We start from the raw sequence: 13,473 nt of genomic DNA on the forward strand, positions 1-13,473 counted from the left end.
TTTCAGATATTATTGAAATTTAGGTAAACTTTTAATTAATATAGGTTAGTATAAGCGTTATTTTTATTTAAGAGGATTTATGAATAATATCTGTAACACAATAGAAGATAAGTTATTTACAGCGTTTGCTCCGGAGCATCTCAAGGTATATGATGAGAGTCGATATCATTCGATGTATATAGGTTTAGAAAGTCATTTTAAAGTATTAATAGTAAGCAAAATGTTTCATGCCCAAGAAGTGATTAAAAGACATCGCGCAATTTATAAAGTACTAGCTAGAGAAATATCAAGTAGTGTGCATTCATTATCCTTAAAAACTTATTCTTGTTCAGAGTGGGCTACAATTCAACATATTACTGACTTAAATGTTAGGTTAGGATCTCCACGTTGTTTACGGTGTAATAACAAATAATTAGTGTATCTATTATTATATTAGATTTCTCCCAAAGAATTATCTTCAAAAATAGGGGTTTTTATAAACAGATTTTAATAATCATATTTCTTAGAGTGCTATTATCATTGGTAAAAATTCTAAAAATATTAGAATTATTTACTGATTTTTATAATAATAGAATCATATTCAGTAATCAATTATAGCTTCTAGAAGAAATGTATAATAATATAAATGTGTGTGTTTATATATTCTTTATATTCTCATTCTAGAAGAGGCATAAATATCATTAAGTTAGTAAATCTAGTATTAACTGCTTTTATTTATGTAAATAAAAGCATTCTATCAAAATGTTAGTTAAAGATTTTATGAATAATATTTTTATTACATATTTTCTATATATAATTATTGCTCAATCCTTGTTACCAGGTAAAACATATAAAAAATTTTACATCTTAGTAGTTTAATTCTTAAGATATAAGGCTTACTTAGTGCAATACAAGTTAACAAAAGATTGTGTAAGCGATCAATATAAGTATACTGAAACGATATCATATATATAAAATTTTTTAAATCATAGTTAGTTAAGTAGTATGTTACTCTCATTTAGAATGATATGGTGACTTTGAAAAACGACCCATTAGAATGGAATGCTTTGCAGACTTCTGTAGAACGATTTCAGCATCTATTCTTAGAGCATCCAATAGTTCATACGGATTATTTTCGTATCGTACAAGCACGCCTTTATAACGGGCTGGATCTATTGTCAAAAACTATGGCGCTAGAGCCGATAATGTTAATTAAAAGTCCAGAAAGTAGTATATATTTTACATTTTTACAAAAAACTCTTTTGGAGATGAAGGAAAGAACAAAAAATAAAACAAAAATACTGTATGGTGGTCATTATAAAATTATGAAGCATACAGTAGACTGGTATCCAGCAAGAACTATACAGGATAATTTTGCTACCTATGGTGGTGTACATCAAGCAGATTGGATCGAGCACAATAATCTTTTTGGTTGTGTGCGTACATATAAAAATCAAGTCTCTTTGTCACCAGGTTTAGTACACCATGCTAATGGTGGTTTTTTGATATTGTCTCTTCGCGCTGTATTAGAACAGCCATTAATGTGGTTTCGTTTAAAAAAAATACTCACTTGCAAAAAGTATGAATGGTACTCCAGTGATCAATCTAAACCCCTTCCATTAGATATTCCATCAATGCCAATGTCTTTTCGTCTTCTTCTTATGGGAGAACGAGAGGCCCTAGAAGATTTTAAAAATCTAGAGTTTGAATTAACTAACATGTCCTTATATGGTGAATTTGAGGATACAATTAAATTATCAGATGATATATCGTTTATGAATTGGCGAATGTGGGTGCAAAGTGTTTTAGATGCTATGGGGTGTCCTCCTACTGATTATAATTTCTGGCCAGCGTTAATTCACGAAGGTATACGCTGGACTGGGGATCAAGAGTTGCTTCCGTTAAATTTAGATTGGATCAGATATCAGTTGCAGGAAACTTTATTGTATTGTGCAGATGGTTTGATGAATGGAGATAATCTCAGGAAGGCCATTAAAATGCGTGCATGGCGAGAAGGATTGATATTAGAAAAACTTCTAAATAATATTGAGCAGAAGCAGATACAAATTGATACCAAAGGTGAGGTGATAGGGCAAGTTAATGCTCTATCAGTAATAGAGTTTCCTGGTCATCCAGGATTTTTTGGCACTCCTGTTCGTATAAGTTGTGCTGTGCATATTGGTGACGGTGAGTTCATTGATGTAGAACGTAAAGTAGATCTTGGCGGTAGTATTCATTCTAAAGGTTTAATGATTATGCAATCATGGCTCATGTCAACCTTAAAATTAGAGCAGAATATTCCATTTTCTGCATCATTAGTTTTTGAGCAATCATATTCAGAACTTGATGGTGATAGTGCTTCTTTAGCTGCGTTATGTGCATTAATTAGCGCATTAGCGTTAAAACCAATTAATCAAAAGATTGCAGTCACAGGTTCTATAGATCAGCTAGGTAATGTGCAATCCATAGGTGGAATCAATGAAAAAATTGAAGGATTTTTTCAGATTTGTAAGCAACGGATTCTTGATGGTTACCAAGGGGTTATTATACCGTCTACAAATATTCGTCATCTTGCATTGCATGAAGATGTCATGAAGGCCATAAAAAATGGTACATTCTATCTGTGGGCGGTATCTAATGTTGATGAAGCCTTATTATTATTAACTGGTATACCCTGGGAAGACGGATCAGGGTCTTCTCTTTTGTTTTTTATTAAAGAACGCATTGCAAAGATTAATTCACAAGATATTCGACGACGTCCAGGACCGCTACGTTGGTTAAACTGGATAAGCTCAATTTAATTTATTATGCACTACGTGCTGTATCTGGTTTATTTAGTTCAAATGATAACTATAATTATTATTAGATTTTTAAATACACAATGATATCATCATCCTTAATGAGCTTATGTTGTGTAAATCAATATTAAATTAAGTAGTCTATACTAATTATTTAGTATAGAGGATATATTATTTGATTGCCTCAGGACATTACATATCTACTGTTTTATTAATACTCTCTTGATATATATTTTAATTATTAATATTATTAATAATTCAGGTTGTTAACAGAACTGAGTGTAAGTTTTTTGTTTAAACTTATAAGTTTCATCTTACTAGTATGAGCATAAATGATAACTTTTTATCATAATAAGTTTTCTTTTAAATAAAAAATACATATATCAACATCTGGTTAAAAGATCGTATTTCTTAAGAAAATTTTATAAGATGATCATACAATATATATTACTGTATATATTGAAGATACTGTTATGATATCACATAATAAGAATATAAAAAATATAGAATATATTAGAAATTTTATATAAAAACTATACTTATACTGCGTCAGTTCTAAACATGTATATTAATAATTAATATATTGCATGAATATTAATAAAACTTCCTAAAACTACTTATTTTTAATTCTTAAAAATTAAAATAAACTATGCTGATATTATTTATACCTTAATATTATATTTTTAGAGAAATTTTATGGTAAAAAAAATAATTAATTAGGATATATAATTATGTGAAAGACGAAATTACCTTTCATTAAAAGAATAATTTAAATTTATAGCATGAACTATAATAGTTCTTTTATTGACTTTTAGAACATGCATTATAAAGAAGGATTATTAAATAGAGACAAGGTATATTATATTTGATCTAAAAATATTACATATATTTCATTCTATCTAGTGTTCATAGAAATTCTATCATTATGAGTACTATTGAGTGCAGCACGAACTGTATACCTTCGGACTTTCACATATAATTAGCCAATATAAGGTTTATGGAATATGCTAAATCAATCTATTTTTTATACAAAAGAAGATCTAATTGCCTCTGGACGTGCTGAACTTTTTGGTCTAGATGGTCCTCCATTACCATCTGGTAACATGTTAATGATGGATCGTATAGTGCATATTACAGAAACTAATGGAAAGTATCATAAAGGTTTTGTTTTAGCAGAACTAGATATTCATCCAGATTTATGGTTCTTTTCGTGCCATTTTATTGGTGATCCAGTGATGCCAGGTTGTTTAGGATTAGATGCTATGTGGCAATTAGTTGGTTTTTACCTTGGCTGGCTAGGAGGAAAAGGTAAAGGTCGCGCGCTAGGTGTTGGTTCAGTGAAATTTTCCGGACAGATTTTACCAAGTGCTAGAAAAGTATCTTATCTTGTTCATATTAAACGCATTATTAAACGTAAACTTATTATGGGTGTAGCAGATGGTGAAGTTATAGTAGATGATCAAATTATTTATACTGCTACTGATTTAAAAGTCGGTCTCTTTAAAGATTCCTCTTCCTTTTAATTAGGTGTAAAATCAATATATAAATCGATATATATCATTTATAGATTACTTAATTAAAAAAAATTGAGTTAAAAACACCATACGATTCTTAAATTTTTTCTAAAATAAATCTATTTATTTATAAGGTTATTATATCATATAGTAATAATTTTTTATTTAAATATTATTTAAATCGATGTATATTCGTTATAGATGTTAAATTTAGTCTTTTTTTAATTTTATTAAAATTACGATTATTTATTATTATAACTGATGTTGAATATTGATCCGATGATTATTTAAAAATTTTTCATAAAAATACAATAATAATTATATTCATATCATTATATTTTATAATAAATAGATAAATAAAAACTACATGAATTTTTTTAATTAGAAATTTTTATATAAAATACTTTTAATATTTCATATAGTAATAACTAGATAAATTAGGAAAACTAATAGACAATCTATAATATTTTAGGATAGAAAAACTTTATTCATTTCTTTGTAAAATATATATATTATATAAAAATACTAAATCAACATGCTATATGCTTATTATAATAATACAACATAAAATAAGATATATGTCACTTAGTATCTGTATGTAAAATCTTTATATTATATTTTATGCAATCACACTATGACAATATTAGTATATAAAAGTTATAGATACTATCTATATACTTTTATATATCACAGAAATCTTAATAATAAATTATTGCTATATAATAGATAACATCAAACATAACAATATGATTTATTATTCTGTATTGTTATTTAGTGAACTGCCTATACGCATAGTAATTATGCAATAAATATCTATGGAATTTAAATATAGTATCCTACGAAGATAACTAGGAAAATCTCATACATAAACAGAACATTGAAGAATAAATAAGTATTCTTAAATTTATTATTCAATCTATTATAGAAAGTTGACCTATATTTATTAAATATAGCTTAATTATTATGAAATGGTTCGCGCTAGAAATTGATAAAATTTAGTATATACCTGCGTAAAATAAATAGTGTATCACGCTATTAGAATTAAAGTAATACAATTTTATTGTCATAATTATGACTATTTGATAATTTCTTATTGAGGCTTACCAGTAAATATCTTTTTGTGATATTATTCTCTTCTAGCATAGAATAATACCTATGGTGTCAGCTTTGTTATAGTAGATTCCTTTTATTTAACCTACTAATACATTATTAAAAATCTTCTTTTTTGGTATAAATAACTTTTATTACATATAAATAGAAATATATATCATATGATTCATTATTTTTAATGATTTTTAAGATATGCACCACTCTATAAAAATTATATTATAATAATATTATATTCATGTATATAGTACCTATGTTATTATAATTTTCACTAGTATACTTTAGTAACTTTCAATAAATATTAAATTTAATTAATGATTAGTCCTTTTATTGTTGAAATTTCTCTGTATCAGTCTGTATTGCATTAATCAATTCTACCATATCTCTGGGTAGTTCAGTATGCCATTCCATAGCTATACCAGATATAGGATGACTCATGCGTAACATAGTAGCATGTAGTGCCTGACGATTAAAAGCACATAAAGTAGCTAAAAAAGTCTCTGAAGACCCTTTTTGTAGATAAGGATGATGAGAGTATATAGGGTCACCAACTATTGGATGTGTGATGTGCGACATATGAACACGGATCTGATGTGTGCGACCGGTTTCTAGTTGTAATCTAAGCCAGGTATGATTGCGAAAATTCTTTATAATACGATAATGCGTTATCGCGGATTTTCCCATAGAATTTACTGCCATATGGGTACGTTTCCTAATATGACGACCTATTGGTGCATCAACTTTGCCACTAGTAATTATTCGACCAGTGACTATTGCTTCATATTCACGAATAATTTTTCTTTTTCGTAAGTCCTTTAAAAGATTATTGTGCGCAGAAATAGTTTTTGCTATTACCATAAGGCCAGTTGTGTCTTTGTCTAAACGATGTACAATTCCTGCTCTGGGAATACAAGCGCTCTCTGGAAAATAATACAGAATGGCGTTCATAATAGTATCGTTATCATGACCTGGTCCAGGATGCACTACTAATTGACTAGGTTTATTAATAATAAGAATTGCATCATCTTCATAAACAATATTTAATGGAATCTCTTTGGGTTCCCACAAGATTCTTTCTTTGATTTTGGCATAAATACTAATTAGTGCACCACCGGATATCTTTTTTTTAGCTTTATCAACAATAATTCCGTTAACAGAAACATATCGATTAAGAATCCATGCTTTTAAACAAGAACGTGAATAGTTTGGAAATAATTCTTTTAATGTCTGATCTAAACGTTGACCAAGTTGTAATGTAGATACTTTTGCATTAAGTTTTATTTTTTTTTGCATAAACAAGAATATTATGATTTTACGTTAGACTATCATGTAGTATTAATTTCGGCTACTATTTAGCTAAAACTAAACTATTATTAAATACTGAGTGAGATACTTCTCGCATAAACCCCAAGGATACAACAATCTTCATGATGCATATAAAATATTTTTTAATTACCGTACTATGCAGCTTTTTGCTATATGCATGTACTAGCTCTAATGGTATAGCACCCCACCAATCACCTGGCGTGATTTTAGCACATGCTGAGAAGGAACTGCAGCGTGGAGATTTTAAAGAAGCTATTTTACAGCTCTCAGCTTTTAACGCTAACTATCCATTAAGCCCATATTGTCAACAGGTGCAATTAGACCTTGTCTATGCGTATTATAAGAATAATAATTTTCCTTTAGCATTAGAAACCATTGATCATTTTTTGCGACTATATCCAGATCACTCAAATCTTGATTATATTATGTACATGCGTGGTTTAATATATATGGAAAAAGACAACAACCCGATACAAACTTTTTTTGGTATTGATCGCTCAGATAGAGATCCAATTCATAGATTATCTGCATTTAATAGTTTCTCAAAAATGTTGCAAAATTATCCAAATAGTCGATATTCTATTGATGCACGTAAACGTCTTATTTTTCTAAAAGAATGTCAAGCAAAATATGAGCTGTCCGTAGCTGAATTTTATGAGAAACATAGAGCCTATATAGCAGTAGTTAATCGTGTAGACAAAATGCTGATAGATTATCCAGACGCGAAGGCAACTCAGAAAGCCTTACAGTTAATGGAAGATGCATACCGTCAGTTACACTTAAATGCACAAGCGGATCGTATCGCAAAAATCATTGTTAAAAATCCAGTTTAAAGAATGTGTAATTTTTATTTTTTAGTAAAAGCTATATATTATATAAATAAAATTAGATTATAGATAGAATTTATGATGTATCACTAAGGGATCAATAATTCAATGTAGTATAAATACATTAAGTTTACAATTAATTTTCAATTAATAGCGTGTATTGAAGCGCTCTAATTATTTTTTATTTAAGAAGGATATTAAAAAATCCACGTGATCTCATTTAAAAGGCATATTGCAAAAATAATAATAGAACTAACATTGTTTTTCTCTATATCTTAATATATCTTAATATTTTTAATAAAAGAACTCTACTGTTAGATTTATACAGTGGAGTAAAAGGGAGTTTGTGTGATATATAAAGCTAATAAGTATTAACTTTTATAATTTATAAGTATTTTAGATTAAATTAAATTATCTAAAGAATAAGAATAGATAAATAAATAATTTGATGTTGATATGGTACGAATAATATAAATTATATCCGTTATATTAGATATACGTAGATTGATTTCGGCTATTATCTTGATTATTTTTTTCTTAATAGTATTTAATATCTTATTAACATTAAGTATAAAATATCTAAAATGGTAGATTATCTAGAATAATACAACTATTCGTTAGTCAACGATAGATGAATTTCAACTTGAAAGCATACAGTTATAGCTTGATGCATGATATCTAGAATCTTATATATTGATATTGATTGAGTTTGTTAAATCCATTGAGCATTTGACTATAAGCTTAATAGAGAAATTTAGTAATTATTTCTATATTACTTCTACAAAAATACATATGTTCTATATGTTTTTATAGAATGCTTAAATTAAAATGAGGTATATATTTAAGGTTATTACCTTAAAAGTAAAAATATATTTACTGAAACTGAGTGTTGGTCTAAAAAATTGCTATAATTTTAATTATAATAAAATGTATTATTTTTTTATTTTAATTATAATAAATAAAACTATCTATGAATAACTAGTTATTGACGATTTTTGTAAGAAAGTAGAAAATCATCTATAAAAATAAAGATTCTAAAAACAAAAAAAAGACTAAAATACTTTACATACATTTAATATATGGTATCTATTAAATTTATCAGGAATAATATGTTTAGGTCATTACATATCTTATTTTTGTTTAAAAGCTTTAAGAGTCATTACATAGCATTCGGCTAATTTATTTTTAATAAGATACGTAATACTTAGGGACCTATTATGTCCATGTCTGCTTATATTAATCAAAATATTTTATCAGAACAGTTTCTTGGAAAACCCACAAAATATTATGATATTTATCAACCTATGCTTCTGCGAGCTATACCGCGTAGTCTTAATAGAGAATTGATAAATTTTGATCTAAATCAAATAGGACTAACTGGAGAAGATATTTGGACATTATATGAAATATCTTGGCTAAATCAGAAAGGGTTGCCACAGGTCGCAATGGGAGAGTTGGCGTTAGATATGCGAAGTGTTAACCTGATCGAATCTAAAAGTTTGAAATTATACTTAAATAGTTTTAATCAAACTCGATTTTTAAGTTTAGAGGCAGTGCGTCAAACTATAGAATATGATCTGAGTAATTGTGCCATAGGGCGTGTCACGGTTACTTTATTCCGACTTCAAGATGCATGCAAGATAGCTATTGGTCATTTAAATGGTGTATGTATCGATGAGCAAGATATTAGCATTAATAATTACGAATTGAATTCTCATTATCTGCATAATAGCACCACCCCAGATATTGTTGAAGAGCAATTGGTGAGTCATCTTTTTAAATCTAACTGTTTAATTACTAGACAACCAGATTGGGCGACAATACAAATTCACTATTATGGCCTACGAATTCATCATGAACCTTTACTACGTTACCTAATTTCTTATAGAAAACATTATGCATTTCACGAACAATGCGCTGAAAGAGTTTTTCATGATATTTTAATGTATTGCAAGCCAAATAAATTGAGCGTGTATATTCGTTATACACGGCGAGGTGGAATAGATATTAATCCTTGGCGCAGTAATGCTGAATATATACCATATCACACTCGCCTAATAAGGCAGTAATATGATTTATCTTAAGAAAAATTTTTTATTTTTATTTTTTTAAAAACGAATTTTTTAAAATAAAAATAATTTATAGTTTTATGGATATTTTAAACTATTCATGCAGTATTAATGCTGATAAAAAAATAGTATCCAACTTAATATTTTTTTAAATATCGTCCCATTAGTTATATGTATCACTGATTATAAAATAATAGGTGCGTTATTATTTTACTTATTCAAAAGGATATAAAATTTTTAAAAGTATTCCTGAAATATTTATACGTGCATATAAATAATTTTATCAACCATAATGCAGAAAAATAAAGTCATTATTGTGTTTTTTAATTTTTATTGTAAAATATAAACACTAGATGCTCATTTATATAAAAACCTTATAAAATTTAATGGAACTTGTATAGATTTGTATTATTTTAATAACTCATAAAAAATTTTATATTATAGCTAGAATTTACTAATAACTCCTATTTATTATACATAAAACCTGATTATTTCTAATTTATTGGGATTACATAAAATTTAATGATAGACAGAAATAATTTAAATATCTAATAATTTTGTATTATAAGATATCATAGCATATTCATATTATACACATATCCTTAATAAAAAACTCTTTATCGGACGAAAAGATTATATAGAGATTATTTGTATATTGAAGAAAAACTTAAGTTAAAAAAATATTTTAAATAATAAAATTTATATGATATTTTATCATAAATGTATCGTAAACGCATATATAATCATATGTATAGGTAATGAATATATTAAATAAATAAGCTCGCAATAAACTTTTAGCCAAACCTGTGAAGATGAATTTTATTTCATAGTATAATATTACTATAGTATCAATATAAAACTTCAAGCGTACAATACAAAAAATAAAAAATATTATCGAATAATCGACATTACATTTTTTTATATTTACGTTTTTCTTTAAACATATATTATATTTTATTTATTATAGAAAATTTTAAAATTTTTTAAAATTTATGGTTAATAATTTTCTTTTATATTAGCGTTTTAAAAATTACGGTATTTCTTTTATTGGAATATTCTTTTATTTCATTAAAATTTAAATAGCGATAAGTGTCTATAGAAGTGGAATTAATTTCTTTCATAAACATATAATATTCAGATAAAGTGGGTAATTTTCCTAAAATTGCTGAGATAGTAGCAAGCTCAACAGAAGAAAGAAAAACCTTTGTGTTATTACCAAGTCGGTTTGGAAAATTTCTTGTAGAAGTAGACACCACTGTAGTGCCATCAGATACACGAGCTTGGTTACCCATGCATAGTGAACAACCCGGCATTTCAATGCGTGCACCACTGTTCTTAAAAATATTATAATAACCTTCTTGGATTAGTTGTATTGCATCCATTTTTGTGGGGGGAGCTATCCATAAACGGGATTTTAGAGAGCTTTTTTGTTTACTTTTTAGTAATTTCCCAGCTGCGCGAAAATGACTAATATTAGTCATGCAGGACCCAATAAATACTTCGTTCACAGGAGTCCCTGAAACATCAGACAAAATGCAGGCATCATCTGGATCATTTGGAGCGCATAGAATCGGTTCTGTAATATTAGATAGATCAATATTTAGAGTTTCTCTATATGATGCATCTACATCTCTCTCTAAGAGATGAGGTGACTTTAGCCATTCTTCCATGCGACTGATGCGACGCTTAATAGTACATGCATTTCCATAACCTTCATGAACCATCCATTTTAATAGTATAACATTAGAACTTAAATACTCTATGACCGAATCTTTACTTAGTTGAACAACGCACCCTGCTGAAGAACGTTCAGCAGATGCATCTGATAACTCAAATGCTTGTTCTACTTTAAGGTTCGGTAGTCCTTCAATTTCCATGATTCGACCAGAGAATATATTTTTTTTATTTGGTATTTTAACAGTCAAAAGGCCTGCTTTAATAGCATAGAATGGAATAGAATGGACGACATCACGTAGGGTAATATTCGGTTGCATTTCTCCCGTGAAGCGTATCAATACTGATTCTGGCATATCTAGTGGAATCTTGCCAGTGGTAGCGGCAAACGCAACCAAACCAGAACCAGCTGGGAAAGAAAGGCCAATAGGAAAGCGGGTATGCGAATCACCACCAGTACCAACAGTATCCGGTAATAACATACGATTAAGCCAGCTATGAATAATCCCATCTCCAGGGCGTAGAGAAACACCACCACGGTCCATCATAAAACTTGGTAACGTATCATGTGTTAATAAGTCTATAGGCTTAGGGTAAGCTGAGGTATGACAAAACGACTGCATCACTAAATCTGCAGAGAAGCTTAAACAGGCAAGATCTTGCAGTTCATCTTTAGTCATTGGCCCAGTTGTATCTTGCGAGCCAACCGAAGTTATTTTTGGTTCACAATATGTACCTGGATAAACTCCTTTAAGGCCACAGGCATGACCTACTATCTTTTGTGCTAAAGAAAAATGTGATGTATTATTCGCAAGAGTCTTTACTGTTAAAAATATATTCGAAGGTGGCAGTGATAATGCGGCTCGAGCTTTTTCAGTTAAAGAACGCCCAATAATAAGTGCAATACGACCTCCGGCACGCACCTCATCTAATAAAACTTTGGTTTTAAGCGAGAACTTAGCTAATATCTTATTAGTGTGATGGCTGCGAATCTCACCTTGATATGGGTAGATATCAATTATATCCCCCATTGTAAGACGCTCCACATTGACTTCAATAGGTAGCGCTCCTGCATCTTCCATGGTATTAAAAAAAATAGGAGCTATACTGCCACCAAGACATACTCCACCACTTTTCTTGTTTGGAACATATGGGATATTCTCTCCTATAAACCACAGAACTGAGTTCGTAGCTGATTTACGTGATGAGCCTGTACCCACAATATCACCTACATAAACTAAAGGAAAACCTTTCTTTCTTAAATCCTCTATTTGTTTTATTGGACCAATGACACCTTCTTGATCTGGTTGTATATCTTTGCGAGGGTATTTTAACATTGTTAGTGCATGTAGCGGAATATCAGGTCGAGACCATGCATCCGTAGCAGGAGATAAATCATCAGTATTACTTTCACCTGCTACTTTAAATACTGTTAATGTAATTTTTTTAGCTAATATCGGGCGCGTAAGAAACCATTCAGCATTAGCCCATGAATGCAAAACTTTTTTAGCATATATATTGCCTTTTTTTGCTCTTTCTGCTACATCATTAAAATGATCAAAGATTAGTAATGTATGAGATAGACAATCAGCGGCAAGCATAGATAATCTATTATTGTCAAGTGTTTTGAGAAGGATATTAATATTATAACCTCCTCGCATAGTACCTAGTAGTTTTACTGCTTTTTCTGGAGTAACAAGAGGGCAAGTTGCATGACCCGTTATGATGGAATCTAAGAATAATGCTTTGATATACGATGATTCATCAACACCCGGTGGCACTCGATATATTAATAAATCAAGTAGAAATTCTTTTTCTTCTGAAAGAGGATCTTGTAATAACTTAACTAATTGAGTTACTTGATGCGCATTCAAGGCTTTGGGTAGAATTCCTTGAATTTTACGTTCAGCAACATGCTTATGGTATTCTGCTAACACGATGTGCTCCTTTATAGTTAGCATATTATAAGTAAGGATACTTTACAGTACATATTGTTTTATAATATCATATCAGTATTGAGTAAAAATTTTATTTATTCTAAAGAGAATATTGTTAAATATCATGTTAATGATCTCGGGTGCACGAGATAGTAAGATTGTAATTAAATTTTGAGAATATAATTTATGAGTAATGAAAAATTATTAATATGCTTTATTTTAGATATTGCATAGACTGTATA

The 13,473-nt window shown here is 28.9% G+C and carries 7 protein-coding genes; 5 read left to right on the plus strand and 2 right to left on the minus strand.

Annotated features, from left to right (window positions below):
• Positions 1–79: 79 nt before the first annotated feature.
• The 3 genes from ERCIPSPA2889_RS01760 to fabA all read left to right on the plus strand — a co-directional run bounded on the left by ERCIPSPA2889_RS01760 (position 80) and on the right by fabA (position 4,300).
• Positions 80–412, plus strand: a complete 333-nt coding sequence (locus tag ERCIPSPA2889_RS01760) for a BolA/IbaG family iron-sulfur metabolism protein (protein WP_157989150.1) — start codon at positions 80–82, stop codon at positions 410–412.
• Between the two features lie 595 nt (positions 413–1,007).
• Positions 1,008–2,780 carry an AAA family ATPase gene (locus tag ERCIPSPA2889_RS01765; protein ID WP_232037609.1) on the plus strand — a complete coding sequence of 591 codons (1,773 nt, stop codon included), beginning with the start codon at positions 1,008–1,010 and terminating at the stop codon, positions 2,778–2,780.
• A gap of 1,001 nt (positions 2,781–3,781) precedes the next feature.
• Entirely contained in the window at positions 3,782–4,300 is a 519-nt protein-coding gene (fabA, locus tag ERCIPSPA2889_RS01770; protein ID WP_157989151.1) for a bifunctional 3-hydroxydecanoyl-ACP dehydratase/trans-2-decenoyl-ACP isomerase, read from the plus strand.
• Between the two features lie 1,425 nt (positions 4,301–5,725).
• Here the strand turns inward: fabA and rluD are convergent.
• Positions 5,726–6,691: a 23S rRNA pseudouridine(1911/1915/1917) synthase RluD gene (rluD, locus tag ERCIPSPA2889_RS01775; RefSeq protein ID WP_157989152.1), complete on the minus strand. Its 966-nt coding sequence runs from the start codon at positions 6,689–6,691 to the stop codon at positions 5,726–5,728.
• Positions 6,692–6,825: 134 nt separating this feature from the next.
• Here rluD and bamD point away from each other — a divergent pair, with 134 nt between their 5' ends.
• The gene (gene bamD / locus ERCIPSPA2889_RS01780) at positions 6,826–7,557 is read left to right on the plus strand and encodes an outer membrane protein assembly factor BamD (protein WP_157989153.1); all 732 of its coding nucleotides are present in this window, start codon (positions 6,826–6,828) and stop codon (positions 7,555–7,557) included.
• 1,217 nt (positions 7,558–8,774) lie between these two features.
• A complete protein-coding gene (gene queF / locus ERCIPSPA2889_RS01785) occupies positions 8,775–9,620 on the plus strand; it encodes an NADPH-dependent 7-cyano-7-deazaguanine reductase QueF (RefSeq protein ID WP_157989154.1) in 846 nt (281 codons plus the stop codon).
• Positions 9,621–10,630: 1,010 nt separating this feature from the next.
• On the opposite strand, the gene acnB is transcribed toward queF, so the two are convergent.
• The gene (gene acnB / locus ERCIPSPA2889_RS01790; protein ID WP_174232569.1) at positions 10,631–13,231 is read right to left on the minus strand and encodes a bifunctional aconitate hydratase 2/2-methylisocitrate dehydratase; all 2,601 of its coding nucleotides are present in this window, start codon (positions 13,229–13,231) and stop codon (positions 10,631–10,633) included.
• Positions 13,232–13,473 lie beyond the last annotated feature (242 nt).

Origin of the sequence: Candidatus Erwinia haradaeae, assembly GCF_900698985.1 — a bacterium.
Taxonomy (GTDB): domain Bacteria; phylum Pseudomonadota; class Gammaproteobacteria; order Enterobacterales; family Enterobacteriaceae; genus Erwinia_E; species Erwinia_E haradaeae_B.

What these genes read in the sequence shown, in the direction of transcription:
- queF (WP_157989154.1), top strand. Translation starts at nt 8,775, where the DNA reads ATGTCTGCTTATATTAATCAAAATATTTTATCAGAACAGTTTCTTGGA.
- rluD (WP_157989152.1), bottom strand. Translation starts at nt 6,691, where the DNA reads ATGCAAAAAAAAATAAAACTTAATGCAAAAGTATCTACATTACAACTT.
- bamD (WP_157989153.1), top strand. Translation starts at nt 6,826, where the DNA reads ATGATGCATATAAAATATTTTTTAATTACCGTACTATGCAGCTTTTTG.
- fabA (WP_157989151.1), top strand. Translation starts at nt 3,782, where the DNA reads ATGCTAAATCAATCTATTTTTTATACAAAAGAAGATCTAATTGCCTCT.
- ERCIPSPA2889_RS01765 (WP_232037609.1), top strand. Translation starts at nt 1,008, where the DNA reads ATGGTGACTTTGAAAAACGACCCATTAGAATGGAATGCTTTGCAGACT.
- ERCIPSPA2889_RS01760 (WP_157989150.1), top strand. Translation starts at nt 80, where the DNA reads ATGAATAATATCTGTAACACAATAGAAGATAAGTTATTTACAGCGTTT.